The 23,663-nt window shown below is 74.0% G+C and carries 30 protein-coding genes and 2 tRNA genes; 11 read left to right on the top strand and 21 right to left on the bottom strand.

Features of this window, described 5'->3' with window-relative positions; translation table 11 throughout:
* Positions 1–4: 4 nt before the first annotated feature.
* From ACEQ2X_RS18255 to thiL, 9 genes are all read right to left on the bottom strand, one after another.
* Positions 5–1,000, bottom strand: a complete 996-nt coding sequence (locus ACEQ2X_RS18255; protein ID WP_370327286.1) for a phosphate acyltransferase PlsX — start codon at positions 998–1,000, stop codon at positions 5–7.
* Positions 916–1,098 (bottom strand): 50S ribosomal protein L32, encoded by a 183-nt coding sequence (gene rpmF, locus ACEQ2X_RS18250; protein ID WP_370327285.1) that lies wholly within the window; start codon positions 1,096–1,098, stop codon positions 916–918. The genes ACEQ2X_RS18255 and rpmF overlap by 85 nt, the downstream gene beginning before the upstream one ends.
* Before the next feature lie 26 nt (positions 1,099–1,124).
* Positions 1,125–1,667, bottom strand: a complete 543-nt coding sequence (locus tag ACEQ2X_RS18245) for a DUF177 domain-containing protein (RefSeq protein ID WP_370327284.1) — start codon at positions 1,665–1,667, stop codon at positions 1,125–1,127.
* Between the two features lie 255 nt (positions 1,668–1,922).
* On the bottom strand, positions 1,923–2,564 hold the full coding sequence (locus tag ACEQ2X_RS18240) for a hypothetical protein (protein ID WP_370327283.1): 642 nt from the start codon (positions 2,562–2,564) through the stop codon (positions 1,923–1,925).
* Positions 2,565–2,570: 6 nt separating this feature from the next.
* The gene (gene coaD, locus ACEQ2X_RS18235; protein ID WP_370327282.1) at positions 2,571–3,065 is read right to left on the bottom strand and encodes a pantetheine-phosphate adenylyltransferase; all 495 of its coding nucleotides are present in this window, start codon (positions 3,063–3,065) and stop codon (positions 2,571–2,573) included.
* On the bottom strand, positions 3,062–3,634 hold the full coding sequence (rsmD, locus tag ACEQ2X_RS18230) for a 16S rRNA (guanine(966)-N(2))-methyltransferase RsmD (protein ID WP_370327281.1): 573 nt from the start codon (positions 3,632–3,634) through the stop codon (positions 3,062–3,064). Before rsmD ends, coaD begins: the two co-directional genes overlap by 4 nt.
* Before the next feature lie 9 nt (positions 3,635–3,643).
* Positions 3,644–5,815, bottom strand: a complete 2,172-nt coding sequence (locus ACEQ2X_RS18225) for an ATP-dependent DNA helicase RecG (RefSeq protein WP_370327280.1) — start codon at positions 5,813–5,815, stop codon at positions 3,644–3,646.
* Between the two features lie 11 nt (positions 5,816–5,826).
* Positions 5,827–6,645, bottom strand: a complete 819-nt coding sequence (thiD, locus tag ACEQ2X_RS18220) for a bifunctional hydroxymethylpyrimidine kinase/phosphomethylpyrimidine kinase (protein WP_370327279.1) — start codon at positions 6,643–6,645, stop codon at positions 5,827–5,829.
* 94 nt (positions 6,646–6,739) lie between these two features.
* On the bottom strand, positions 6,740–7,714 hold the full coding sequence (gene thiL / locus ACEQ2X_RS18215) for a thiamine-phosphate kinase (protein ID WP_370327278.1): 975 nt from the start codon (positions 7,712–7,714) through the stop codon (positions 6,740–6,742).
* Between the two features lie 65 nt (positions 7,715–7,779).
* On the opposite strand from thiL, the gene ACEQ2X_RS18210 reads away from it, so the two are divergent.
* Together ACEQ2X_RS18210 and ACEQ2X_RS18205 are read left to right on the top strand one after the other, a co-directional pair.
* Positions 7,780–7,998 (top strand): dodecin family protein, encoded by a 219-nt coding sequence (locus ACEQ2X_RS18210; RefSeq protein ID WP_370327277.1) that lies wholly within the window; start codon positions 7,780–7,782, stop codon positions 7,996–7,998.
* Positions 7,999–8,022: 24 nt separating this feature from the next.
* Positions 8,023–8,256, top strand: coding sequence for an Lrp/AsnC ligand binding domain-containing protein (locus tag ACEQ2X_RS18205; protein ID WP_370327275.1), 234 nt, complete (start codon positions 8,023–8,025; stop codon positions 8,254–8,256).
* A 4-nt stretch (positions 8,257–8,260) separates the two neighbouring features.
* Here ACEQ2X_RS18205 and ACEQ2X_RS18200 read toward each other — a convergent pair whose 3' ends face one another.
* Positions 8,261–9,379 (bottom strand): D-alanine--D-alanine ligase family protein, encoded by a 1,119-nt coding sequence (locus ACEQ2X_RS18200; protein ID WP_370327274.1) that lies wholly within the window; start codon positions 9,377–9,379, stop codon positions 8,261–8,263.
* Positions 9,379–10,443 carry an NAD(P)H-dependent glycerol-3-phosphate dehydrogenase gene (locus ACEQ2X_RS18195; protein WP_370327273.1) on the bottom strand — a complete coding sequence of 355 codons (1,065 nt, stop codon included), beginning with the start codon at positions 10,441–10,443 and terminating at the stop codon, positions 9,379–9,381. The genes ACEQ2X_RS18200 and ACEQ2X_RS18195 overlap by 1 nt, the downstream gene beginning before the upstream one ends.
* 184 nt (positions 10,444–10,627) lie before the next feature.
* On the opposite strand from ACEQ2X_RS18195, the gene cofC reads away from it, so the two are divergent.
* Both cofC and ACEQ2X_RS18185 read left to right on the top strand, forming a co-directional pair.
* Entirely contained in the window at positions 10,628–11,248 is a 621-nt protein-coding gene (gene cofC / locus ACEQ2X_RS18190; RefSeq protein ID WP_370327272.1) for a 2-phospho-L-lactate guanylyltransferase, read from the top strand.
* Positions 11,249–11,283: 35 nt separating this feature from the next.
* Positions 11,284–11,490 carry a cold-shock protein gene (locus ACEQ2X_RS18185; RefSeq protein WP_370327271.1) on the top strand — a complete coding sequence of 69 codons (207 nt, stop codon included), beginning with the start codon at positions 11,284–11,286 and terminating at the stop codon, positions 11,488–11,490.
* On the opposite strand, the gene ACEQ2X_RS18180 is transcribed toward ACEQ2X_RS18185, so the two are convergent.
* Positions 11,487–11,723: a hypothetical protein gene (locus tag ACEQ2X_RS18180; RefSeq protein ID WP_370327270.1), complete on the bottom strand. Its 237-nt coding sequence runs from the start codon at positions 11,721–11,723 to the stop codon at positions 11,487–11,489. The two genes, ACEQ2X_RS18185 and ACEQ2X_RS18180, sit on opposite strands and share 4 nt — an antisense overlap.
* A gap of 24 nt (positions 11,724–11,747) precedes the next feature.
* Here ACEQ2X_RS18180 and ACEQ2X_RS18175 point away from each other — a divergent pair, with 24 nt between their 5' ends.
* Positions 11,748–12,122: a hypothetical protein gene (locus ACEQ2X_RS18175; protein ID WP_370327269.1), complete on the top strand. Its 375-nt coding sequence runs from the start codon at positions 11,748–11,750 to the stop codon at positions 12,120–12,122.
* Between the two features lie 6 nt (positions 12,123–12,128).
* Here ACEQ2X_RS18175 and ACEQ2X_RS18170 read toward each other — a convergent pair whose 3' ends face one another.
* On the bottom strand, positions 12,129–12,914 hold the full coding sequence (locus tag ACEQ2X_RS18170) for a PrsW family intramembrane metalloprotease (protein WP_370327268.1): 786 nt from the start codon (positions 12,912–12,914) through the stop codon (positions 12,129–12,131).
* A 113-nt stretch (positions 12,915–13,027) separates the two neighbouring features.
* Here ACEQ2X_RS18170 and ACEQ2X_RS18165 point away from each other — a divergent pair.
* Positions 13,028–13,099: transfer RNA gene (locus ACEQ2X_RS18165), tRNA-Gln, on the top strand.
* Positions 13,100–13,153: 54 nt separating this feature from the next.
* Positions 13,154–13,226 (top strand) — tRNA-Glu (locus ACEQ2X_RS18160).
* Here ACEQ2X_RS18160 and ACEQ2X_RS18155 read toward each other — a convergent pair.
* Positions 13,224–13,931, bottom strand: a complete 708-nt coding sequence (locus tag ACEQ2X_RS18155; protein ID WP_370327266.1) for an HNH endonuclease — start codon at positions 13,929–13,931, stop codon at positions 13,224–13,226. The two genes, ACEQ2X_RS18160 and ACEQ2X_RS18155, sit on opposite strands and share 3 nt — an antisense overlap.
* A 245-nt stretch (positions 13,932–14,176) precedes the next feature.
* Between ACEQ2X_RS18155 and ACEQ2X_RS18150 the strand changes: the two genes are divergently transcribed.
* The 4 genes from ACEQ2X_RS18150 to ACEQ2X_RS18135 all read left to right on the top strand — a co-directional run bounded on the left by ACEQ2X_RS18150 (position 14,177) and on the right by ACEQ2X_RS18135 (position 15,783).
* Entirely contained in the window at positions 14,177–14,497 is a 321-nt protein-coding gene (locus tag ACEQ2X_RS18150; RefSeq protein ID WP_370327265.1) for a hypothetical protein, read from the top strand.
* Between the two features lie 269 nt (positions 14,498–14,766).
* Positions 14,767–15,009, top strand: a complete 243-nt coding sequence (locus tag ACEQ2X_RS18145) for a hypothetical protein (RefSeq protein WP_370327264.1) — start codon at positions 14,767–14,769, stop codon at positions 15,007–15,009.
* 69 nt (positions 15,010–15,078) lie between these two features.
* Positions 15,079–15,270 (top strand): hypothetical protein, encoded by a 192-nt coding sequence (locus tag ACEQ2X_RS18140; protein WP_370327263.1) that lies wholly within the window; start codon positions 15,079–15,081, stop codon positions 15,268–15,270.
* Positions 15,271–15,339: 69 nt separating this feature from the next.
* Positions 15,340–15,783 (top strand): GNAT family N-acetyltransferase, encoded by a 444-nt coding sequence (locus tag ACEQ2X_RS18135; RefSeq protein WP_370327262.1) that lies wholly within the window; start codon positions 15,340–15,342, stop codon positions 15,781–15,783.
* Positions 15,784–15,841: 58 nt separating this feature from the next.
* On the opposite strand, the gene ACEQ2X_RS18130 is transcribed toward ACEQ2X_RS18135, so the two are convergent.
* The 7 genes from ACEQ2X_RS18130 to ACEQ2X_RS18100 are packed head-to-tail and all read right to left on the bottom strand — an operon-like array spanning position 15,842 to position 23,616.
* On the bottom strand, positions 15,842–16,888 hold the full coding sequence (locus ACEQ2X_RS18130; RefSeq protein ID WP_370327261.1) for a diguanylate cyclase domain-containing protein: 1,047 nt from the start codon (positions 16,886–16,888) through the stop codon (positions 15,842–15,844).
* A gap of 52 nt (positions 16,889–16,940) precedes the next feature.
* Positions 16,941–17,576, bottom strand: coding sequence for an alpha-ketoglutarate-dependent dioxygenase AlkB (locus ACEQ2X_RS18125; protein ID WP_370327260.1), 636 nt, complete (start codon positions 17,574–17,576; stop codon positions 16,941–16,943).
* A 32-nt stretch (positions 17,577–17,608) separates the two neighbouring features.
* On the bottom strand, positions 17,609–19,120 hold the full coding sequence (locus ACEQ2X_RS18120) for a glutamate--tRNA ligase (protein ID WP_370327259.1): 1,512 nt from the start codon (positions 19,118–19,120) through the stop codon (positions 17,609–17,611).
* A 28-nt stretch (positions 19,121–19,148) separates the two neighbouring features.
* Positions 19,149–20,849 carry a glutamine--tRNA ligase/YqeY domain fusion protein gene (locus ACEQ2X_RS18115; protein ID WP_370327258.1) on the bottom strand — a complete coding sequence of 567 codons (1,701 nt, stop codon included), beginning with the start codon at positions 20,847–20,849 and terminating at the stop codon, positions 19,149–19,151.
* 45 nt (positions 20,850–20,894) lie between these two features.
* A complete protein-coding gene (locus tag ACEQ2X_RS18110) occupies positions 20,895–21,716 on the bottom strand; it encodes a hypothetical protein (RefSeq protein WP_370327257.1) in 822 nt (273 codons plus the stop codon).
* A complete protein-coding gene (locus ACEQ2X_RS18105; protein WP_370327255.1) occupies positions 21,698–22,132 on the bottom strand; it encodes a hypothetical protein in 435 nt (144 codons plus the stop codon). Before ACEQ2X_RS18105 ends, ACEQ2X_RS18110 begins: the two co-directional genes overlap by 19 nt.
* A 20-nt stretch (positions 22,133–22,152) precedes the next feature.
* A complete protein-coding gene (locus ACEQ2X_RS18100; RefSeq protein WP_370327254.1) occupies positions 22,153–23,616 on the bottom strand; it encodes an alpha/beta hydrolase in 1,464 nt (487 codons plus the stop codon).
* Between the last annotated feature and the right edge of the window lie 47 nt (positions 23,617–23,663).

Genomic DNA, 23,663 nt, shown 5'->3' with positions numbered 1-23,663 from the left:
ACCGTCACGGGCGCTGACCTCGGGAGTCGTCGGCCGTGGCGTCCGACCCGCCGATGGTGGCCGCCCACCGTACGGCATGGGCGAGATCGGTGGCCGAGGCGGCGCCGTGTGCGACGAGCACCGTACCGCGAACGCCGAGGACGACGGCGGCCCGGTCCCCGCCGTGCCCGGTCCCAGCCGCGGCTTCGAGGGTCTTCAGCACGAGGTTGCCGGTGAAGCCGTCGGTCACGACCACGTCGGCGGCACCGGCGAGGACGCCGGCGGGCTCGACGGACCCGATGAAGCCGTCGAGCTCGGCGAGCAGCCCTGCGGCCTCCTTCACGACCGCTGTGCCCCTCCCCGGTTCGGTGGCGATGTTGAGCAGCCCGATGCGCGGCTCGGCGATCCCCAGCCGTCGGGCGTAGTCGCGTCCGAGGCCCGCGTGGGACGCCAGTGTGGAGGCATCGGGGTCCACGGCGGCCCCGACGTCGCACAGCACGACGTGACGGCCCCCGACGTCCAGCCGAGCGGCGACGACCGGACGGCGGATCCCGGGCTCGCGACCGAGCTCGAGGAGCGCCGCCCCCACGGTGGCACCGGTCGGCCCTGCCGAGACGAGCGCGACGGCACGGCCCTCTGCGACGGCACGGGCGGCGACCCGGATCGACGCGCGGGGGCGGGCGCGCAACGTGAACGCGGGGTCCTCGTCCATCGCGATCCGCTCGGGGGCGTGCAGCCCGTCCGGGCCGACGACCGTCGACGGCCCGCACAGGCGCACCTCGATGCCGGCGCGACGCGCGATGGCAGCGGCCTCCAGAGGTGTCGCAGGGGCGTCGTCGCCCCCCATGGCATCGAGGACGACCGGGCGAGGCCCGGCCCGGCGGTCACGGCCCGCCGCAGCACCCTCGGAGGGGTTGGCGGCGGAGGGGGAGGCGCCTACAGCTGCGGCTCCACGACCTGACGTCCGCGGTAGGTGCCGCAGGTGGCGCAGGCGGTGTGGGGGCGCACGGCGGCGCCGCACTGCTGGCACTTGGTGGTGGTGACCGTGGGGGCCTTCATCCACTGCGCCTTGCGGTGGCGGGTGCGGCTGCGGGACTTCTTGCGCTTCGGGACGGCCATGGCGGTGTGGTGCTCCTCAGGTTGGACTAGGGGTTGATCTCGAGGTCGGCCAGCGCCGCCCAGCGGTCGTCCACGACCTCGTCGACGCAGTCACACGTCGTCGTGTTCAGGTTCGCGCCGCAGGTCGGGCACAGGCCCGCGCAGTCGGGCCGGCACTTCGGGGCTGCGGGGGTGACCTGGGCCAGCGCGTCCCGGATCGCCGGGTCGATGTCGATGACCCCGTCGACGATCTCGAAGCCCTGCTCCACGTCGTCGGGGTCGTCGGCGTCGGCGGGGTCGCCGTAGAGCTCGGCGACGTCGGCGGTCAGCACGTGCGGGTCGATCGGCTCGAGGCACGCCGCGCAGCTCTGGGCCACGTCGACCTCGAACGACCCGCGCAGCAGGACGCCGTCGACCAGCGACTCGAGCACCCCGGTGACCCCCACCTCGTCGCCGAAGCGGGTCAGCGGGACCTCGAAGCCGGCGGGGAGGGGCACGTCGAGGTCCACCTGGCGCGAGGCGCCGGGCGAGTCGATGAGGTCGCTGACGTCCAGCCTGGTGGGCGACAGCTCGTGCTGTTCGGTCGACATGGGTTCGTGCCGTTGTGCGATCCGACGGCGGCGGAGCTCGGGTCGGCAGGCACGCGAAGCTGGCGCGGCCTGCGCAAGGTCAGCCAGGGTAGCGCCCGACGGCAGGGCCGTCACCGGCCGGTCATCGTGAGGCCTCCTCCGGCGAGGCCTCTGGGCCGAGGCGGACCGCCAGCGCCCGAGCGGAGCGAGGCTGCGCGCTGGCGGAACAGGGTGAGCGCGGCGGAGCCGCTCCCAGCCCTTCCCAGCCGTAGGCTGCTAGAGCTCGTCGGCGTGGTCGAAGAACTTCGAGCCGCGGGGAGGGCTGGGATCGCCCTCGGGGGGGGCGGGGGGGGGGTCGGCGGCGCCGCCGAGATCGGCGACGGGGCCGGGGCCTGGCTCGACGGCCGCGGGCTGGACCGGCATGCCGGCGGGGAGGGGGGCGTCCTCGCCGAGGTCCCGGAGCTCGGCCGAGGCCTGGCGGCCGCGGAGGCGGTCCCGCCCGCGGGTGACCGTCGCGAGGGTCTTCTGCAGCACGACCTCGAAGTCGCCGAGCTTCGCGTCGACGTAGTCCTCGGCCTCGTGGCGGATCTTCCGCCCCTCCTCCGAGGCCCGGTCGATGATCCGCTGCGCCTCCCGCTGCGCCTCGCGGACGATCTCGGTCTCGGACAGGATCCGGTCGCGCTCGAGCTGGCCGTCGGCGACGATCTGCTCGGCGTCGCGGCTGGCCTGGGCGAGCAGCTCGTCGCGCTCCTTCAGGACCCAGCGGGCCTGTCGGATCTCCTCGGGCAGCGCCGCGCGGATGGCCTGCGCGATGCGCTCGAGCTCCTCCTTGTTGACCATGACCGAGGCCGACAGCGGCACGGGGCGTGCCTCGGCCATCTGGTGCTCGAGGGCGTTCAGCGCGGCGTCGAGGTCCATGGCGTCCTAGCCTGCCTCGCCCTCGGCGTACTTGTCGGCTAGCCGTTTGGCCACCACCGGCGGGACGAAGTCGCTGACGTCGCCGCCGAACCGGGCGACCTCCTTGACCAGGGACGAGGAGAGGAACGAGTGCTCGGGGGACGCCGACAGGAACATGGTCTCGATCTGGCCGATCGAGCGGTTCATCTGCGCCATCTGCAGCTCGTACTCGAAGTCGCTGACCGCGCGCAGGCCCTTGACGATGACGTCGATCTCCCTGGCACGGGCGAACTCGACCAGGAGCCCCTTGAAGACCGCGAGCTCGACGTTCGGCAGGTGGGCCGTGACCTCCTCGAGCATGGCCAGGCGCTCGTCGAGGTCGAAGAGGCTGTTCCGCTTCGAGACGTTGCGCATGCACGCCACCACCACGTGGTCGAAGGTGTCCGCGGCCCGGTAGATCACGTCCAGGTGCCCGTGGGTGACCGGGTCGAAGGATCCTGGGCAGACGGCGCGCACGGTCATGTGGTGGGGGCTCCCTGGTCGGCGGGCTCGGGCCGGTGGCGGTAGTAGCGGAGGAGGGTGTCACCGTACGTGCGGTCCCGGTCGTGGACCAAGAAGCCGAACGGGGCCTCGTCGCGCCGGCGGTCCCGCTCGATGACGACCCTGGCACCGGGTGCCAGACCGCCCCGGGCGACCAGGTCGGCGAGGACGTCGGACAGCTCGCGGACGTCCAGGCGGTACGGCGGGTCGACGAGCACCAGGTCGAACGGCGCGCCCTCGGGCTGGGCCGCGAACCGGGCGGCGGAGGTGACCACGACCGCGGCGGCGTCCGCCACGCCGGCGGTGCGCAGGTTGTCGCGCACCACGGCGGCGGCGCGGCGGTCCTGCTCGACGAGCACGGCGTGGTCCGCGCCGCGTGACAGCGCTTCGATCGCGAGCGCGCCGCTGCCGGCGAAGAGGTCGAGGACGATGGCGCCCGACAGGTCCCCGAGCGTGGAGAACAGCGCCTCCTTCACCCGGTCGGCCGTCGGACGCGTGCCCTGCCCCGACGGGGCGCGCAGGGGCCGGCCGCCGGCGCTGCCGGCGATCACGCGCGGCACCTAGCCCGCCTCCAGCGTCGCCAGGTCGGCGGGGTCGTAGCGGCGTGCCAGCTCGCGGCGCAGCTCCGGGTGGCCGGACAGGTCGGGATCGTCGGCCAGCAGCGCCCGCGCGTCGTCGCGGGTCGTCGCCACCACATCGACGTCGCGGATCAGCGAGGCGATCCGCAGGTCGGTCTCGCCGGTCTGGGCGGTGTCGAACAGCTTGCCCTCGCGTCGCAGGCGCAGGTCCTCCTCGGCCAGCTCGAAGCCGTCCTCGGAGCGGGCGAGCGCCTCGAGGCGGGGGTTGTCGGTGGGGTCGTCGCTGAACAGCACGCAGTAGTTGGTCGGGTGGCCCCGGTAGAGGCGCCCGCGGAGCTGGTGCAGCTGGGAGATGCCGAACCGGTCCGCGTCCTCGATCACCATGACCGAGGCCTCGTCGACGCTGACGCCGACCTCGATCACCGTCGTGGCGACGAGCAGCGGCACGGAGCCGTCGCGGAAGCCCCGCATGACCGCGTCGCGGTCCTCCGCCGACATGCGGCCGTGCATCAGACCGACCTCGTAGCCGGCGAAGGGACCGTCGGCGAGCTCGGCGTGGACCGTCGTCGCGGCGGCGACCCCCGCCATCAGGTCCGATTCGGACTCGTCGATCAGCGGGCAGACGACGTAGGCGCGACGGCCCGCGTCGAGCTCGGACCGGATGAAGTCGTACAGGGCCGAGCGTCGTGGCGAGCCGCTCGGGATGACCTGGGTGGTGACGGTGATCTCGTCCGCGCCGGGACGGGTGCGGAGGACGGTGACGTCGAGGTCGCCGTACACGGTGAGGGCGAGGGACCGCGGGATCGGCGTGGCGGTCATCACCAGCACGTCGGGCGTGAGGCCGTCGGGGCGCTTGCCGGCCAGGGCCAGCCGGTGGCCGACGCCGAAGCGGTGCTGCTCGTCGATCACGACCACGCCGAGGTCGGCGAAGGTGACGTGCTCCTCCAGCACGGCGTGGGTGCCGATCAGCAGGTCGCACTCGCCGCTCACGAGCTCGCTGAGGACGGTCGCCCGCTGCCCCTTGGTCATGGTGGACGTCAGCAGCCGGAGGCGGGGCGGCCGGCCGAGGTGCGGGATGACGACGCGGCCGAGGAGGTCGACGAAGGTCTCGCGGTGCTGCTCGGCGAGGACGGTCGTCGGCGCCATCAGCACCGCCTGCCGGCCGGCGTCGACGGCGCGGAGCATCGCGTGAGCGGCCACGATCGTCTTGCCGGTCCCGACGTCGCCCTGGAGGAGGCGGTGCATCGGGCGCTCGGCGGCGAGGTCGGCGTCGACCGCCGCGAAGGCGCGCTCCTGGTCGTCGGTGGGGAAGAACGGGAGGGTCGCGGTGAACGCGTCGACGGCGCCCCCCGCGACGGCGGCGTTGACCAGCCCCCGCGCGTGGCGCTCGAGATCGATCCGCCGGCTCTGGAGGGTCAGCTGCAGCCCGAGCAGCTCGTCGTAGACCAGCCGCTCGCGCGCCAGGCGCAGGTCGCCGTGGTCCGGCGGCAGGTGGATGGTCCGCAGGGCCCAGTCGAGCCGCGCGAGCTCGTGACGCGACCGCAGGTCCTCGGGCAGGTGGTCGGCGAGCGTCGGCAGCTCGGCCAGCGCCGCGGCGACGAGGCTGGCGACGCGCGGCGACCCGAGCTTCTCGGTGGCCCGGTAGACCGGTTGGAGGTGCGCGTCGGACAGGGCGGCGCCGAGGACCTGCTCGCTGCCGGGCCCACCGGTGCCGTCGAGGCCGACCAGCTTGGGGCCCTTGAGCTGCAGGTCGTCGCGGTAGGACTCGACGGTGCCGCTGACGGCGACCTCGGTGCCCTCGGGGTGCCGGCCGGGCAGCCAGGGCTGGTTGAAGAACGCCGCGGTGATCCGGCCGCCGCTGTCGTCGCGGATGAGGGCCTTCTCGATCGTCAGGCGCTTCCCACCCCTCCCCCGCTTGCGGGGTTGGACGCGGGTCCAGCGCACGACGGTGCCGACGACGGTGGCGGGTTCGCCGATCTCGACGTCGGTGATCGGCTGGCGTGCGCCGAGGTCCTTGTAGGCCTCCTGGCGGGGGAGGTACCAGACCAGGTCGCGGACGGTCTCGATGCGGAAGGGGTCGCCCGCGAGGGCCGTCGCCACCTTGGACGTGACGCCGGGGACGGCGGTGACGGGATCGTCGAGGGTCAGGCCCACCGCACCGCCCCCTAGGCCCGCGCCCCGCGGCGGTGCCAGCCGTGGTCGACCGGGCCGATGCCGCTGCCGACGGCCAGCCCGCGCCCGATCGCCCCGGTCAAGTAGCGCTTCGCCGCGTCCACCGCGGTCGGGACGTCCGCGCCGCGGGCGAGGTGCGCGGCGATGGCGGCCGACAGGGTGCAGCCGGTGCCGTGGGTGTGGGCGGAGGGGTCGCGACGCGCGGTGAGCGGGATCTCGCGGTCGCCGTCGAAGAGCAGGTCGACCGCGTCGGTGCCCCCGGGCAGGTGCCCGCCCTTGATCAGGACCCACTGCGGCCCGAGGGCCTTGACCGCCTCGGCCGCCGCCCGCATGTCGTCGGGGGAGGTGACGACGACGCCTGTGAGGAGCTGGACCTCGCCGAGGTTCGGGGTGACCACGGTGGCGAGGGGCAGGAGGACGTCGCGGAGGACCTCGACGGCGTCGGCGGCGAGGAGGGCGTCGCCGTGCTTGGAGGCGGCGACGGGGTCGACGACGAGGTTGGCCAGGTCGTGGGCCCGGATCCCCTCTGCGACGGCCCGGATCAGCTCGGCGGTGGCGAGCATGCCGGTCTTGGTCGCGAGGGGCCGGATGTCGGTGGCGACCGCGTCGATCTGGGCGGTCACGAACGCGGGGGGGACCGGGTGGACGTCGTGGACCCCGACGGTGTTCTGGGCGGTCAGCGCGGTGATCGCGCTGGTCCCGAACACGTCGAGCTCCTGGAAGGTCTTGAGGTCCGCCTGGATGCCGGCGCCGCCGCCGGAGTCCGAGCCGGCGATGGTCAGCGCGACGGGTGGCACGTCTCGCTCGGTCATGGGCGACAACCTACCCGCGCCCTGCGACGCACCCGCGCAGGTGTCCACACGCGCGTGCGGGGTGTCCCGGGGCCGCCGACAGCCACAGGACCGGTCAGCCGTGGTCGTAGCCGAGGTGGTCGATGCGGCGGCGGCCGCCGTCCCCGATCAGCCAGACCTCCCGGTCGTCGCCCGCCGTGACGGTGCCGATCACCGTCGCGCTGGTCTCACCGGCCGCCCGGACGGCGGCGACGGCGTCGGCGGCGAGGTCGGCGGGGACCGTCGCGCGCAGGACGAAGTCCTCCCCTCCCCCGAGGGCGAGGTCGAGCCACCCCTCCCCCACCGCGTCGGCGACCCCGGCGGCGACGCACCCCTCCACCGCGGTCGTGTCGAGGACGAGGTGCACACCCGAGGCCTCGCAGATGTGCCGCGCGTCCGCGCCGAGGCCGTCGCTGACGTCGATCATCGCGGTGGCGCCGGCTCTGGCGAGGGCCGCTCCTGTCGCCGGGAGGGCCTGCGGGCGGCGGTGGGCGGCGAGGTGCGCCGGGTCGGGGCGGCCACCGGCGGCGTCCACGGCCAGCCCGGCTGCGGCGGCGCCGATCGCCCCGGCGAGCAGCACCGCGTCCCCCGGCCGGGCGCCGGCGCGGCGGACGGCCGGGCGTCCGTCGAGCTCGCCGAGGACCGTCACCGCCACCGACCACTCCCCCGCGGTGACCGTGTCCCCGCCGACGACCGGCGCGCCCCAGCGGGCCGCGGCCTCGGCCATGCCGGTGTAGAGCCCCTCGACGTCGGCCTCGGCGAGGTCCGGCGGACGGTTCAGCGCCACGACGGCCGCCCGCGGGCGTCCGCCCATCGCGGCGACGTCGCTGACGTTGACCGCGATCGCCTTCCAGCCGACGTCGGCGGGGTCCGACAGGTCGCGCCGGAAGTGGACCCCCTCGACGATCGTGTCGACGCAGACGACGACGTCGACGCCGCCGACGGCGATCACCGCCGCGTCGTCGCCCACCCCGACGGGCACCCCGTCGGCATCGCCACCGAGGAGGTGGCGCAGGCGGGACAGGCGGGTGAACTCCCCGGGATCGGACACGCCGGCCAGCATCGCAGGTCGGCGCCGCGAGACCCTCGGCCTCGGTCGGCTAGGCTGCCCGGACCATGCCGGTACTCAACTCCATCGAACTCGAAGGCGTCTCGGCCACGAGCTGGGACGACGCGGCCCGCGAGGCCGTCCGCGAGGCGTCGCGGACGCTGCGGAAGATCCGCCGCCTGGACGTCCTGGCGACGGGTGCGGCCCTGGGCGAGGACGACGCGCTCGAGTACCGGACCACCATCCGGCTCTACTTCGAGATCGATCGGCCGGACCCCAGTCGATGACCACCTGACGACGGAGGACGACCCGTGGTTTCTGCCTACATCCTGATCCTGACCCAGGTCGGCAAGGCCGCCGAGGTCGCCGCCGCCGCCGCGAAGATCGACGGCGTGAAGGCCTCCGACGACGTCACCGGCCCCTACGACGTCGTGGTGCGGGCTGAGGCGGAGGACGTCGACGCCCTCGGCAAGATGGTCGTCGCGAAGATCCAGGCGATCCCGGGCATCGACCGGACCCTCACCTGCCCGGTCGTGCACCTCTAGCTCCCTATGGGGAGAAGCGCCCGTCCTCGTGGCTCGCCTCGATGGCGAGGGCGAGCAGGCGGTCGATCAGGGCGCGGAAGCTGAGGCCGGTGGCCTGCCACACCGGCGGGAACATCGACTGGGGCGTCAGGCCGGGGATGGTGTTGATCTCGTTGACGAGCAGGTCGCCCGAGGCCGTGTCGTAGAAGAAGTCGACCCGAGCCATGCCGCGGGCGCCGATGGCCTTGAACGCCTGGGCGGCGTGGTCCTGGCAGGTGGCGGCGACGTCCTCGGGCACGTCAGCCGGGCACGACAGCTGCACCGGCGCGAGGTACTTGGCGTCGAAGTCGTAGAACTCCGCGCCGCCGTGGACGGTCTCGCCGGGCGGGGTGACCTCGACGTCGTCGTTGCCGATCACGCCGCACTCGAGCTCGCGGACCCGGTCGAGCCCGTGCTCGACGATCACGACGCGGTCGTAGGTGAGGGCCTCGTCGATGCCGGCCGCCAGCGCGCCGCGGTCCGCCACGCGGCTGATCCCGATCGACGAGCCCTGGCGGGCGGGCTTGGTGAAAAGCGGGTAGTCGAGGGCCGCCTCGACGCGGTCGAGCTCCCCCTCGCGGTCGGCCTCCCAGTCCGGCCGCATGACCACGTCGTGGGCGACCTGGGGGAGGCCGGCGGCGGCGAACACGTGCTTCATCTGCCGCTTGTCGACCGCGATGGCGCTGGCGGCGACGTCGGCGCCGACGTAGGGCACGCCGGCGGTGGCGAGGTAGCCCTGGATGGTGCCGTCCTCGCCGTAGGGGCCGTGCAGCACGGGGAAGCAGACGTCGATCCGGCCGAGGTCGACGGTCCCGTCCGGTGTGACCTCGAGCAGGACCGGACCCTCGGGTGAGGTGACGATCGTCACCGGCGGGCCGTCGTCGGGGACCGAGGGGAGGGTGCCCTCGCGGGTCTGCGGGACACCGGACGGCATCAGGACCCAGCGCCCGCTCTTGGTGATGCCGACCGAGGTGACGTCGTAGGCCTCGGAGTCGATCGCCCACAGCACCCCGCGGGCGGACAGGCAGGACACCTCGTGCTCGCTCGAGCGGCCTCCGAAGAGGACCAGGACCCGTGTGCGGTCTCCGTCAGACGTCACGCTCATCACATCTCCATGGGGGTGGGGGCCGTGCGCGCGGCACCGTCGAGGCCGTGGAACTCCGCCTTCGGCCGGCGGCCGAGCAGCGCGGCGGCGACCTGGTCGGGTGGCACGCGGCCGTCCACGACGTGGGCGATCTGCTCGACGATCGGCATCTCGACGCCGGCGTCGGCGGCGAGGGCCGTGATCGCCGCGGCGGACCGGACGCCCTCCGGCACGCCGCGGACGTCGCCGCCCGCGGACATCTCCGCGATCACCTCGTCGAGCGGGCGGCCGCGGCCGAGCTGCTCACCGACGTGGCGGTTCCGCGATCCGGTGCTCGAGCACGTGGCCATCAGGTCGCCCACGCCGGCGAGGCCGGCGAAGGTCATCGGGTTGCCGCCGAGCGCCACGCCGAGGCGGGTCATCTCCGCCAGCCCGCGGGTCACGAGGGAGGCCTTGGTGTTGTCGCCGTAGCCGAGCCCGTCGGCGATGCCGGCCGCGATCGCGAGGGGGTTCTTGACGGCGCCGCCCAGCTCGACGCCGACCAGGTCGGGGTTGGTGTAGACGCGGAACCAGCCGGTGTGGCAGGCCGACTGGACCCGCCGGGTGACCGCCGTCTCCGGGCCGGCGACGACGGTCGCGCCGGGCAGGCGGCGGACGCACTCGCCGGCGAGGTTGGGCCCGGACAGGACGACGACGTGTCCGAAGGGCAGGTCCCACGCCTGCCGGACGACCTGGCTGGCCCGCTGGTGGCTGTCGACGGTGATGCCCTTGATGAGGCTGACCGCGATCGCGTCGCGGGGGACGAGCGGAGCCCAGTCGGCGAGGACGTCGTGGAGCGCGTGGCTGGGGACGGCGAGCACGACCAGCTCGGCACCCGCGAGCGCGCGCTCCGCGTCGGCGGTCGCCTCGATCGAGGGGTGGAGGTCGCCGTCGTCCAGGTACTCCGGGTTGCGGTGGTCGGCGGCGATCGCGGCGGCGGTCTCGGGACGGCGTGCCCAGAGGCGGACGTCCTCACCGGCCTCGGCGCAGATGGACGCGAACACGCTGCCCCACGACCCCGCACCCATGACCGCCACTGCGCCCACGGCTCACCCTCCTCTCCCTGGTCGGTCTCGTCCGGGTAGCCGGGGGCAGTCTAGGAGGGGCACGATGCGCTGGGGGGTGAACGGCGGGGGCGATGGTGGGCGCGATCGGGGCCTCCCTCGCCTGACGGCGACGTCCGGCGCGATCCTGACCGCCGGGTGGCGGCCGCTAGGCTGCGCGCTCGCCATGCCAGTCGACGTCACCGCCGTCATCCCGCTGAAGGCCGTCCGCGCCTCCAAGACCCGGATGGCGTCGGCGCTGTCGCCGGCGGACCGGGCCCTCCTCCTCCGCCGCACCTTCGAGCGGGTCGTCGAGGCCGCGCGGGCCGCGTCCTCCGTCACGGGGATCCTCGTGGTCGTCGGCGACCACGTGGGGCGCAGCTGGGCGACCCGTCGCGGCCTGGACGTCCTCGACGAACCACCGGGCGGCGGGTTGAACGCGGCCCTGGCGGCGGCCGACACCCACCTGGGCGCCTCCGCGACGCTGGTCCTGCCGGCCGACCTGCCGCTGGTGAGCCCCGAGGACCTCGACGTCGTCGTCCGCGCCCTCCCCGGGGTGCCGGGGGTCGTGGTCGTCCCGACCGGTGACGGCGGCACCGGCGCCCTGGTCCGCGCACCCGGTGGTGTGATCCCCCCGCGGTACGGATCGGGGTCCGCGGACGCGCACGTCGCCGAGGCCCGCCGCCGCGGGGTCGGGTGCACGGTCGTCACGGTCGCGGGGCTCGCGCTGGACCTCGACCAGCCGGCGGACATCGAGGCCGCGGGGGGTTGGTCGGCCGTCACGGGGGCGCGTACCCTCCCGACCTGACGCACGGCCCACCGCCGAGGAGAGGGACCCACCCGATGCCGCAGGGCACGATCAAGAGCTTCGACGTCCAGACCCGCACCGGCAGCCTGGTGCTCGACGACCTCCGCGAGCTGACCTACGACGCGGACACCTTCGACGCGAGCCACCTGATGGAGCTGCGGATCGGCCAGCGGGTGCGCTTCGACCTCGAGGGCGACGCCGAGTCGCCGCACGTCACCAACCTGCAGATCGTCTCCCTCTAGTCCCCCGCGTGGGGGCGAGGTCCGACCTCAGCCTCGAAGTCCGCCCACCAGCGGGCCATGCGGCCTTCGGCGGTCGCCACGTCGTGCTTGGCGGAGTTGGTGATCGCGATCAGCCGCCGGTGCCAGTCCGGTCGGCGGTCCTCGGCCACGTCGGGGCTGGCGAGGGCCCGGAAGGCCAGCTTGAGGTCGTCGCCGAGGCGGGCGGCCCGGTCGTCGGGGTCCTGAGGGGTCATGGTGGCCGCATAGCATGGACCGGTGTGAACGGACGCACACCTGCACTCCGGGGAGCGGTGGCCGTGGCGGGGATCGCCGCCGCCGGCTGCGCCCTGCTGGCCATCGCCCACCTCGGGATCACCATCCCGGTCCTCAGCCGCTTCGGCCCCCGCGGCGACGCGGTCCCGCCGGCGGTGGTCGCCTTCGCCATCGGCACGGCGCTGTTCGGCGCGATCGCCGTGGGGTTGTGGCAGCGCCGCCGGTGGTCGTTCGCCGCCGGGTTGGCGGTGTCGGCCCTGGCGGTCCTCAGCGGCGTGGCGCAGTACCGCGGTGCGGTGAGCGCCGTCGGCATCGTCCTGGCCGTCGTGCTCGCCGGTCTGCTGCTGGCCCCCGGGTCGAGGCGGCAGTTCAGCGCCTGAACCCGCTCAGCGCCTGAACCCGTTGGGGTCGCCGTACCGCGCCGGGTCGTAGTACCGCCGTGGGACCACGACCTCAGCCACGTACGGCGAGCGGCGGAGGCTGCGGCGGAGCAGCACGAAGAAGACGAGCGCGGGGAGGGGCAGGGTCACGAACGCCGCGGCGTTCCAGGCGCCGTGGGCGACCATCGCGACCAGGACCCACCAGATCGCCGTCGGCCGCCCGCGTCCCTCGACCACCCGTCGGCTGAGCCCGTAGCCGGCGATGCCCCCGGCGGTGGCGTGCAGGACCGCCGAGCCGATGCCGCGCAGGAACGCGGTGAGGAGGAAGCACTCCGCCCCGGCGTCGCAGAAGTCGATCGGCGTGCCGAGTGGTCCGAAGCCCTGGTAGGCGTTGATGAGGTAGTCGACGGTCTCGGCGGCGGCGAACCCGAGCCCGACCGTGGCGCCGTAGATCATCCCGTCGACCGGTTCGTCGAAGGCGCGGTGTCGCCGGGCGCCGACGCTGGTGCCGAGGTACTTGAGGGTCTCCTCGACCACCGGCGCGCCGAGGACCGCGAAGGTCGCGAACGCCGCGGTCGCCCCCGCGCCGCGGAGGTCGCCGCCGGTCAGGCCGAGCAACAGGCCGGTGTTGACGATCCCGGCGACGAAGGCGACAGGCAGGGCGCCGATCAGGAAGAGCTTCGCGATCAGGGGCTTGGGCTCGGGGTCGTGCACGTCGCGGGTGTAGAAGAACCACAGCCACGCGAGGCAGGGCACGACGGCGCCGGCGAGGGCGAGCCAGAACAGGTCCACGCGACCAGCCTGACAGGTGCGGCGACGGGGGTCCGCCGCGTTGCAGGTGCCGTGGAGGGGCTGCTATCCTCTGGCGTCCGCCGCCGCCCCTGTGAGGATGGTGGCGGTCCCTTTCGGGGGTGGTGTAATCGGTAACACGACTGGTTCTGGTCCAGTTATTGAGGGTTCAAGTCCTTCCCCCCGAGCGATGGTGAGCGAACTCACCGGACAACAGAGCTCAACTCGGCTCTCACAGATCTGGTCCCGTCGTCTAGCGGCCTAGGACGCCGCCCTCTCAAGGCGGTAGCGTGGGTTCAAATCCCATCGGGACTACGGCTGACGGCCACCGCTGATGCGGTGGCCGTCGTCGTCTCCGGAGGGATCGGCGAGGGCGTCCGGGCGGTACTGGCGGAGGAGCGAGATCGCCCAGGACACCTTGTCCTCCACGCGCTGCCCGCTCGGGTGCGACGTGGACCAGAGCTCCAGGTTCTCGAGCCGGTTGTCCAGCCGGTCGCCGTTCACGTGGTGCACCTGTTCATCACGCAGGAGGGGTCGGCCGAGGTGGCGCGCCATGACGAGCCTGTGCTCGGCCTCAGAGGTCGCACCGCCGGTGAGGTGGCGGAGATCGGGCGGGACGGGGACGACCCAGTACCCGTGGTTCAGCCACCCGGCGCCGGTGACGACCCGAACGTCGGTTGCGGGCTGGATCGCGCCCGACCGCAGGGCCGCCTTGTAGCAGTCGGGGCAGCGCTGCCGTGCGACCGCCAAGGCGGTACACCCCCGCTCGACGCACGCCTGCTCTCCTCGCGGCGAGGCAGCCGTCACCACGGTCGGGATGCCGTCCGGCTCGACGTCGCCGTGGGCCCGGACCCGGGCCCAGTGGGTCGGGCACAGGCCCTTGGCCTTGGTCCTCCGCGCACATCCCTCGACCGTGCACGTCTCGGGCTGCCGCCGACGACCCAGCGGGATGTGCGCCTCGACCGACCCGTGCCGCTGGTGCCGCTGGAAGTGCCCGTGGCACAGCGCGCGGGCGTCCACGGGCAGATCGCACCCCTCGACCGTGCACGACGTCGGCCCGCGCACCGGGTCATACGTCGTCCCCGTCCGCTGCCACCTCTTGTAGTGGGTCGCGCACCAGCCCCTCGACGTCACCGAGCGGTCACACCCTTCCACCGCGCACGTCCTCCCCATGCCGACTGACCGTACGGGAGGGGTGTGACACCGCACCTCGCGCGGTGTGACCTTCGCCCCTGGCGCGGGAGGTCGAGCACCTCGCGGACCACGTGGTCGTCATCGACCACGGCCGCCTGGTCGTAAGGGGCGCGATCAGCGAGCTGCAGGGTGCCGCGACGCGGGTCGTGTCCGCGCAGCACCGCGAGCTGGCCCAGGCCCTCGACGCCGCCGGTGCGACGGTGCAGGCGATGGCACCGGAGCCCGGACGGGGCGGTGACGGCGTGCTCGTCGTGCGGGGGATGCCGATCACGGAGATCGGTGACCGCGCCGCCACAGCCGGCATCGCCCTGCACGAGCTCACCGCAGGCCGGGTCCCTCGAGGAGCTGTTCCTCGGGTGGACCGAGGACGCACGGCACACCCGGAGCCCTGAGGAGGTGCGCTGACCATGACCTGGACCCGACTGCTCCGCGCGAAGCTCAGGAAGATCACCTCGACGACGCTGCCCTGGACGTTCGTCGGCGTGCTCGTCGCCATCGCCGCTGAGCCTGCTCGGCAGCGCCCTCGTCATCACCGCCGGCGCGGCCGCCATGCCCGCCACCGAGCACGACTTCCTTCTGTCAGCGGGCACGATCGCCCGGCTGCTCGCCACCACCACCCTTTCCGGCGGCATCGGCGCGGCCCTCCGGGGCAGCCATCGGCATGCTGATCCGGAACGCCGGCGGTGCCGTCGCGACCGTCGTGGTGCTCCTCTTCATCGCCCCCGGGACGATCGCGCAGCTGGCCAGCAGCGCCGGCGAGTGGATGCCAGCCGCCCTCTCGGCGGTCATCGCCGGGATCGGGACCGGACCTGCGGTGCCCGCCGCCCTGGTCGCCATGGTGGCGTGGGGTGCCGTCGCGGTCGTGCTGTCCGCTGCCGTGGTGCGGCGCCGCGACGTCGTGTAGGCCCGGGGCCCAGGCGTCCTGGGTCTGTCCGGCTGGCCGGGTGGCGGTGCTGGTTACTCGACACGATCCATGCGATATGTCTACATCGTGGACATGCAGATGGATGAGCTGGTCCTCGCCGCGCTCCCGGACGAGGTCATCGATCGTGGACTCGCCCGGCTGCTGGGCGACCTCGCGCTGTTCGACGCGATCCTCGGCCTGGACGACCCTGAGGTCGAGGACGCCCGCGCCGCCGCCGCCGCGCCGCCGAACGCCGCCTGAGGCGCCCTGGACGCCAACCGCGACGACCTGACCACCCCGCTCGCGCCAGGGGTGACGCTCCGCCGTGCGGTGCGTGCGGACCTGCCTGTGCTCGTGGCGCTGCTCGCCGAGGACCAGCTCCCGGTCGCGCGCGAGGTGGTCCCGGCGGCTGGGGACGACGTCGACCCGGGGTACCTCGCCGGGTTCGACGCGATCGACGCGGACCCCGCCCACGACCTCGTCGTCGGCGTGACCGCCGACGGGCGGGTCGTCGCGACCATGCAGCTCACCACCATCCCCGGCGTCAGCTACCACGGCGGCAGTCGGCTGCTCGTCGAGGCGGTCCGGGTCGCGAGCGACCTGCGCGGCAGCGGGATCGGGGCGGCGATGATGACCTGGGCGGTCGACCGTGCCCGTGCGAAGGGCTGTCGCCTGGTGCAGCTCACCTCGAACCGGGAGCGCACCCGCGCCCACGCGTTCTACGAGCGCCTGGGCTTCGAGCCCACCCACGTGGGGTTCAAGCTCCACCTGTAGCCGGACCCGCGGTCCGTGACCGCCGTGCAGGCCCCGAGGACTGCCGTGCCCCGGACCGCTACCGGGCCGACCGCGCGTGCCGGCGGCCCTTCTCGGCGAGCAGCTGGGTGTCGGCGGCGTCGAGCAACCACTCGGCGCTCGACTCCCCGTCGTCGATCGCCCAGCCGGCGGTGACCGAGATCGGCCCCCACGGCTCCCCCTCGGTCACGGCGGTGATGCGGGCGGCCATGCGGTTGCACACGGCGGTGACCAGGCCCTCGTCGACGCCCTCCAGGACGACGACGAACTCGTCCCCTCCCCAGCGGACCAGCCAGTCCCCCGGCCGGGTGCCGCTGCGGATGCCCTGCGCGACGGCCTGCAGGGCGCGGTCGCCCTCGAGGTGGCCGTAGGTGTCGTTGACGTCCTTGAACCAGTCGACGTCCATCACGATGACGGCGAGCGGGGCGTCGGCCGTCCGCGACGCCGCCAGCCGGTCGGGCAGGTCCGCGGTGAAGGCCCGTCGGGTCTCGAGACCGGTCAGGCTGTCGCGACGCGCGTCGTCGATCGCGCTGTCACCCCGGGTGGCGAGGGTGTGGCGGTGGCCGCGGACGGTCTCCATGACCTGGCCGCCCACGACCACGACCATCCCCCACAGGACGACGGCGGTCAGCACGTCGGCGAGCCGCCCGTCGGCCTGGCCGTAGGCGACCGGGGCGAGGCGGAGCAGCGCCGCGATCAGGTAGAAGGGCACCGCGATGACCAGCGGGTGGGTGAGGGCGGTGCACACGACGAGGCCGAGCGCCATCTCGTCGTACGGCGCCGACAGGCCTCCAGCTGCCCACGTGAGGGCGGCCAACGCCATCGTCGCGGCGTAGCACCACCCCATCAGGCCGGCGAAGCCAAGGCGCCGGACGGTCAGGGCCGCGGCGACCGCCACCCCGAGGTTGGCCGCGAACACCGCCCAGCCGACCACGGCCCCGTGCGCCGTGGGCGGGGCGGCGACCGCGAGCACCACCAACATCCCCGCCCACAGCACCCACACGAGGGTGTTGAACCGATGCGCGTTGGCGAGGTCGGCTCCTGCGTACACGCCGTCCCGCTCGACGGCCACGCCCTCCAGCTCCATGGGCGTACGATCGGACAGGGCGAGTGTCACCTTGAGAGCTGACCAGGAACCACTAGTCCCCGACCGCGGGTCGGAACATCACGCAGATCCGCGGTCCGGCGCTCGCGACCTTCGGGACCGCGTGCTGCCAGGTCCGCTGGCACGTCCCGCCCATCACGGCGAGGTCCCCGTGCCCGACGTCCCAGGACAGGCTGGGGCCGCCGCCGCGCGGCCGGAGCTTGAACGCTCGGGCGTGGCCGAGGGACAGGACGGCGACCGTGGCGGTGGCCTGGTCGCGCAGGTGGGTGTCGCCGTGCCACGCGACCGAATCCCTGCCGTGGCGGTACAGGTTCGCCGAGATGCGGGTGAGGGGGACGTCGTAGCGGTCGCTCAGGGCGGCCGCCACGTCCGCCAGCACCTCGAGCCGCGCAGGCAAGTCGGTGTCCGCCCAGGTCGTCGACAGCCGCGGCTGCGCGACCACCCGGTCGAACAGCTCACGGGTCCACACCTGCCAGTCGGCGGCGGCGAGCACCGCCTCGAACAGCGCGTCGTCCCCCGTCAGCCAGCCGCGGGCCAGGTCGAGCCAGGCGCCGCGGGTGAGCGCGACCCGCTCCAGGCCGGCGAAGGACGCGTCGAACGCCGGCGCGTCGTCGAGGCCGAACATCGAGGGCTGCCGGGCGAGCGTCTCCACACCACCAGGGGTCTCCACACCCCCACGCTAGAACGTGTGTTCGACCAGCGCTACCCCTCGGCGACCTGTGACCGGCCGTCGCGCAGCCGCTCGAGGACCCACCCCCGGTCGAGGACGGACAGGGTCTCGGGGAGGGGCGGGCTGACCGCGGTCCCGGTGACCAGGACCCTGACGGGCTGCATGGCCTTGCCCATGCCGACCTCGAGCTCGGCGACGCAGGCCTCGAACACCGCCATGATCGATTCGGCGGTCCAGTCCTCGAGCGCCTCGAGCCGCGGCGTCACCAGGTCGAGCACCGGACCGGCGGCGGGCTTCAGCCACTTCGCGACGGCCTTGTCGTCCCACGTGATCTCGTCGCGGAAGGCGAACGCGACGTGCGGCACCGCGTCGGCCAGGGTCTGGGTGCGCGCCTTGAGGTGTGGCGCGAAGCCCCGGACCAGCGCCAGCTGCCCCTCGGTCGGCGGGTCGTCGACCAGGCCGGCGCGTTGGAAGGCCGGGACCAGCCGCTCGGCGAACGCGTCGTCGTCGAGGTCCTTGATCGTGTCGCCGTTCAACGACCGGAGCTTGTCGGTGTCGAAGTAGGCGGGGCTCGACTGGACGCGGGCGAAGTCGAACGCCTCGACCAGCTCGGGCACCGACATGCGCTCGCGGTCGTCACCCGGCGACCAGCCGCAGAGGGCGAGGAAGTTGACCATCACCTCGGGCAGGAACCCCTCCTCGCGGAACGACTCGATGGCGACCGACCCGTGCCGCTTGGACAGCTTCTTGCGGTCCTCCCCGACCAGGAGGGGCAGGTGGGCGTAGCCGAGCCGGTCCGGTGCCCCCTCCGGCCGCGACGGGTAGCCGACCTCCGCGAGCGCGTCGTCGAGGATCCCGTCGGCCACCAGCCGCTCGGCCATCAGGATCTGGCGCGGCGTGGCGCTGAGGAGGTCCTCGCCGCGCGCGATGTAGCCGATGCCCTGGGCGAGGTCGTCGACCACGTTCGCCAGCAGGTACGTCGGCGACCCGTCGGCGCGGGCGATCACCGGATCGGCGATCTCCGCCCAGTCGAACGTGACCGTGCCGCGCACGTCGTCGGCGAAGCTGACCTCGCCGTCGGCGGGGGTCTCCAGCCGCACGACGGCGTCCCGCCCCTCCCCCGCGGTCGCCGTCGCCGAGGTCGCGCGCTTGTAGGTGCGCTGCCCGGCCTCGCGGGCGGCCTCGAGCTCCTCGGCCGTCTCGAAGGCCTCGTAGGCGTGCCCGGCGGCCAGCAGGCGCCGCACGACCGCGTCGTGGAGGGGCCGTCGCTCGCTCTGCAGGTACGGGCCGAACTCGCCCCGGCCGGCGTGCGACCCGATCGCCGGGCCCTCGTCCCAGTCGAGGCCGAGCCACGTCAGCCCGTCCATCATCTGCTCGGCGGACTCGACCGTCGCGCGCGTGGCGTCGGTGTCCTCGATGCGCAGCACGAAGCTGCCGCCGTGCTTGCGCGCCCACAGCCAGTTGAACTCGGCGGTGCGGGCGCTGCCGACGTGCAGCCAGCCGGACGGGGCGGGGCAGAACCGGACTCTCACGGGGGCGCTCATGTGGCGCAGAAGGGTAGTCCGGACGGGGCTACTTGCCGCCCCCTCCCCCGCCCTGCTGCCGCTTCTGGATGTTCGCCCACTCGTCGCGGAGCCCGACCGTGCGGTGGAGGGTGAGGGGCTCGACGGGGTCCGCGGCGAAGTAGCCGATCCGCTCGAGCTGGATGACGTCGCAGGGCGGGGTGTCGGCGATCACGGGCTCGACCTTGGCCGTGACGGTCTCGCGGGAGTCCGGGTTCAGGCTGGCGATCGGATCGGCGGGCTGGGGGTCGGTGAACAGCCGGTCGTAGAGGTGGACGGTCGCGTCGAGGGCGTGCGGGGCGGACACCCAGTGGATCGTCGCCTTGACCTTCCGCCCGTCGGGCGCCTGGCCGCCGCGGGTCTCGGGGTCGTAGGTGCAGCGGACCTCGACGACCTCGCCGGCGTCGTCGGTGACCACGTCGGTGGCGGTGATGAAGTACCCGCCGCGCAGCCGGACCTCCCGCCCCGGGCTCAGCCGGTAGTACTTCCTCGGCGGGTCGAGCATGAAGTCGTCCGCCTCGATCCACAGCTCGCCGCTGAAGGGGACGGTGCGGGTGCCGGCCGTCTCGTCCTCGGGGTTGTTGATCGCCTCGAGCTCCTCGACGTGCCCCTCGGGCCAGTTGGTGATCGTGACCTTGAGGGGCCGCAGCACGCCCATCCGCCGGAGCGCGTGGGTGTTGTGGTGGCGGCGGACGAAGGACTCGAGCAGCTCGACCTCGACGACGGAGTTGGTCTTCGCCACCCCGACGGTGTCGACGAACGCCCGCAGGGCCTCGGGCGGGTAGCCGCGCTTCCGCATGCCCCGCAGGGTCGGCATGCGCGGATCGTCCCACCCCTCCACCACGCCCTCCTCCACCAGCCGGCGGAGGATCCGCTTGCTCATCACCGTGTGGGTGAGCTGGAGGCGGGCGAACTCGGTCTGCTCCGGCGTGCTGTGCGGCAGGTCGAGGTGGGACAGGAACCAGTCGTAGACCGGCCGGTGGTCGGCGAACTCGAGGGTGCAGAGGGAGTGGGTGACCCCCTCGATCGCGTCGGACTGCCCGTGCGCCCAGTCGTAGGTCGGGTAGATGATCCAGTCGGTGCCGGTCCGCTCGTGGGGCACCCGGCGGATCCGGTACAGCACCGGGTCGCGCATGATCATGTTCGGGTGCTGCATGTCGATCTTCGCGCGCAGCACCTTCGACCCGTCGGCGAACTCCCCGTCGCGCATGCCCCGGAACAGCGCCAGGTTCTCCTCGGGGGTGCGGTCGCGGTGGGGTGATTCGACACCGGGCTGGCCGTACCCGCCGCGCTGGGCGGAGATCGTCTCCGCATCCTGGTCGTCCACGTACGCGAGGCCCTTGCCGATCAGCTCCTCCGCCCAGTCGTAGAGCTGGGCGAAGTAGTCGCTCGCGTGGACGACGGCCTCCGGCTCGTAGCCCAGCCAGCCGATGTCCTCGATGATCGCGGTGACGAACTCGGGGTCCTCGACGACCGGGTTGGTGTCGTCGAAGCGGAGGTTGCAGGTGCCCCCGAACTCCTCGGCCAGCCCGAAGTTGAGGATGATCGACTTGGCGTGGCCCACGTGGAGGTAGCCGTTCGGCTCCGGCGGGAACCGGGTCTGCACCCGCCCGTCGTGCGCCCCCGACTCGAGGTCGGCGCGGATCGCGTCGCGGATGAAGTCCGAGGCGGCCTCGGGGTGCGGGGCGTCGCCGGTGGCTGGTGCGGTCATGCCCCCAGCGTCGCAGACCCCGCCGGCGGCGCACATGTCAGGGGGTCAGGTGCCGGTGGGGCGGCACGGACCGTGGGCGCGGGCCTGCAGGGTGCCCTCGGCGCCGGTGACGACGACGAGGCCACCGCCGACGGTCCGGAACGCGACGGTGGAGGTGGCGAGGTCGACGGCCTCCAAATCCCCATCGGCCGCGTCCCGGTCAGCCAGCTGGGCGCGGACCGTGTCGACCGCAGCCACCGCGTCGTCGACGTCGACCTGGGTGGTGACGACGGTCTGGCGCCACCCCTCGCCGCACAGGGGCTGGTCGGTCCGTGTCGTCGCAGGCCCCGGGAGGTCGAGGCCGGCGAGCAGGTCACGGGCGGCAAGCTCCGCGGTGGCGAGCACATCCACGGGGGAGGAGGGGGTCAGCACCGCGGCGTCCGCGCACGGCCCGCGGACCGCCAGCCCGGCGCGGTCGGCACCGGCGCGGAGGTCCACGTCGACACCGTCGGCGGTGGTGGCGGAGACGGCGCCGGACTCGACCGTCGGACCCCACCCCGCGTTGGCCCAGCGCTCGTCGGAGGCGGCGCCCCGACCCTCTGCGTCCCGCCCGCCCCCACCCGAGGAGCCGGTGGCCCCGGCGAGGATCGCGACCCCGAGGCGGACCTGCCCGTCCGGTCCGCCACCGCACCCCTCCACCTGCCAGGTGACCTCCGCGACGTCGGCAGCGGCGGCGATCGGGCCGGCCTCGGCGAGCATGACGGCCACGGGATCGGTCTCGGGGGTCGTGCGGTCCACCGGGGTGATCTCCTCCTCCGTCGGCTGCCCGCAGCCGGCGGCCACCACGGCCGCCACGGCGAGCAGGCCGATCATCCGTCGTCGACGCACGGGCTCTCCACCTGCAGGACCGGACCGCCGCCGCCGGCGTCGGCGATCGCGATCCGCGTGTAGCCGTCGCGCTCGAGGTAGGCGTCGCCGGCGGACCGGGTGACCTCCCCCCGGTCCTGCCAGGCCGCGGCGAGCGCAGCGACGTGATCGACTCCCGCGGGGACGTCGAGGCGCACCCGCACCCGCTGCAGGGCACCGCTGGTGCAGGCGCGGACCTCGGACTCGGTCGGTCCGGCCGCCACCTCTGCGGGCAGCAGGGCGATGCCGTAGGTCGCCAGGACCTCCTCCGCCCGCTCCCGCGCCTCCGCGGGCGTCGGCTGGCCCGCGCACCCTCCCAGGAGCGCGACCGCGGCGACGATCCCGGCCAGCGCCGCGAGGCCCGGCCGGCGTCGCTGGTTGGTGGCTGGTCGGCGCACGGCCCGACCGTACCCCCTGGTCACCGCGGGGTACCCGCGCCCCGGTCGGCCGCGACGTGGGCGTCCTCGGGCCGCCCGTCGATGATCGCGACGACGGACTCGCCGACGCCAGCCAGCGGGTCGAAGTAGCCGCCGTGCCCGCCGGTCGGGGGGGCGTCGATCAGCTGACCGCCGTAGCCGTCGTCGACCGGGTCCCGCCCGTGACCGAGGTCGCCGGTGTCGAGATCGGTGCCCAGCACGTCGTCGATGCCCCCGAGGACGCCGTCGACGCCGCCCTCGATCGTGCCGACGTGGCGGATCGGGTCGTCGCCGTTGCGGCCGATGTAGACGTCCTGGGGGTCGACGCCGAGGTCCCCGGCGGTCTCCACGCCGGTGCCGGGCGAGCCGATCAGCACGAGGTTGTCGACGTCGGTGCCCAGCTGGGTCGCCTCGGCCGCGACGCGTGAGCCGTAGGAGTGCCCGACCAGCGTCACGTCCCGGTCGCGGCCGTCGGCGTCGAGGGAGTTGACGAAGCCGGCCAGGTCGGGTGCGGCCCCGCGGGCGCGCTCACCGGTCAGGGTGGCGCCGTCGGTCAGGCTGTCGGGGGCGTCGTAGCCGAGGTGGGCCACCACGGCGGTGGACTCCCCCGCCGCGCCGCGGAAGTCTCGGGCGCTCGTGGCGAGTCCACCCTCGTAGCTGTCGAGGTCGGTGGTGATCCCGGGAACCAGGACCCCGACGTGGTCGGCGGTCTCGAGGTCGCCGAACACCTCGACGATGCGGGCGTCACCGCCGAGGAGCGTGGTCGGCGGCTCGAACGCGATGATCTGGCGGTCGTCGGCGATCCACCCCTCCAGCATCGCGATGCGCTGTTCGAGGAGGGCGGCCTGCTCGGCGGGGGTGTCGGGCGCGGGCTCGCCGAAGACGAAGTCGGGGGTCGGGTTGTGGCCCTCCACGAAGTCCTCGACCGCGCCGAGGATCCCGCCGTCGTCCCCGGCGTCGAGCGCGGCGAGGGCGGCCTCGAGCTCCGCGATGTGCGCGGTGATCCGCTCGGAGTTGGCGGCGACGCGGAGGGGTTGGGGGACCCCGTCGGTCAGGGCGATCTGGTCGCGGAGCGCCGCGACCGCTGCGGCGGCCTCCGCATCGGACAGGCCGGACAGCGCGTCGTGGATCGCGGCCGGGTCCCCGGAGTCGAGGACCGCGGCGATCGCCGCGTGCTCCTCGGCGTCGAGCACGTCGTCGCCGTCGGTGGCACCGCTCCGCTGATCCTCCGGGCCGAGGCCTGCGGTCCCCTCGTCATCCCCGGCCCGGGCAGCGGCCGGGTCCCCGCCCCCTCCGCCCGTGCCCTCGCCCTCGCACCCGCTGCCGGCGACGCGGCAGACGAGACCCGTGACGGCGGTCGTGACCGGTCGGGCGAGGTCGGTGGCGAGCAGGACCGCGAGGGCGGCGACGACGACCGCGGCGACGCCCAGCCACTCGATCGTGGACTGCCCGCGGTCGTTCCCCATCACCGACGACCCTGGCGCACGGCGGTGGCGGGCGGAAGGGCCCGCGG

The organism is Euzebya sp., from assembly GCF_964222135.1.
GTDB lineage: Bacteria > Actinomycetota > Nitriliruptoria > Euzebyales > Euzebyaceae > Euzebya.
Note: the sequence above shows the minus strand (reverse complement) of the source record. Positions and strands in the feature narration are given on the sequence as shown.

Coding starts and splice junctions, on each gene's coding strand:
- ACEQ2X_RS18115 (WP_370327258.1), bottom strand. CDS start 20,849: ATGACCGCACCAGCCACCGGCGACGCCCCGCACCCCGAGGCCGCCTCG.
- coaD (WP_370327282.1), bottom strand. CDS start 3,065: ATGACCGTGCGCGCCGTCTGCCCAGGATCCTTCGACCCGGTCACCCAC.
- ACEQ2X_RS18185 (WP_370327271.1), top strand. CDS start 11,284: ATGCCGCAGGGCACGATCAAGAGCTTCGACGTCCAGACCCGCACCGGC.
- rpmF (WP_370327285.1), bottom strand. CDS start 1,098: ATGGCCGTCCCGAAGCGCAAGAAGTCCCGCAGCCGCACCCGCCACCGC.
- ACEQ2X_RS18145 (WP_370327264.1), top strand. CDS start 14,767: ATGCTGATCCGGAACGCCGGCGGTGCCGTCGCGACCGTCGTGGTGCTC.
- ACEQ2X_RS18245 (WP_370327284.1), bottom strand. CDS start 1,667: ATGTCGACCGAACAGCACGAGCTGTCGCCCACCAGGCTGGACGTCAGC.
- ACEQ2X_RS18130 (WP_370327261.1), bottom strand. CDS start 16,888: ATGGAGCTGGAGGGCGTGGCCGTCGAGCGGGACGGCGTGTACGCAGGA.
- ACEQ2X_RS18180 (WP_370327270.1), bottom strand. CDS start 11,723: ATGACCCCTCAGGACCCCGACGACCGGGCCGCCCGCCTCGGCGACGAC.
- ACEQ2X_RS18140 (WP_370327263.1), top strand. CDS start 15,079: ATGCGATATGTCTACATCGTGGACATGCAGATGGATGAGCTGGTCCTC.
- ACEQ2X_RS18120 (WP_370327259.1), bottom strand. CDS start 19,120: ATGAGCGCCCCCGTGAGAGTCCGGTTCTGCCCCGCCCCGTCCGGCTGG.
- thiD (WP_370327279.1), bottom strand. CDS start 6,645: ATGACCGAGCGAGACGTGCCACCCGTCGCGCTGACCATCGCCGGCTCG.
- ACEQ2X_RS18210 (WP_370327277.1), top strand. CDS start 7,780: ATGCCGGTACTCAACTCCATCGAACTCGAAGGCGTCTCGGCCACGAGC.
- ACEQ2X_RS18100 (WP_370327254.1), bottom strand. CDS start 23,616: ATGGGGAACGACCGCGGGCAGTCCACGATCGAGTGGCTGGGCGTCGCC.
- ACEQ2X_RS18200 (WP_370327274.1), bottom strand. CDS start 9,379: ATGAGCGTGACGTCTGACGGAGACCGCACACGGGTCCTGGTCCTCTTC.
- ACEQ2X_RS18240 (WP_370327283.1), bottom strand. CDS start 2,564: ATGGACCTCGACGCCGCGCTGAACGCCCTCGAGCACCAGATGGCCGAG.
- cofC (WP_370327272.1), top strand. CDS start 10,628: ATGCCAGTCGACGTCACCGCCGTCATCCCGCTGAAGGCCGTCCGCGCC.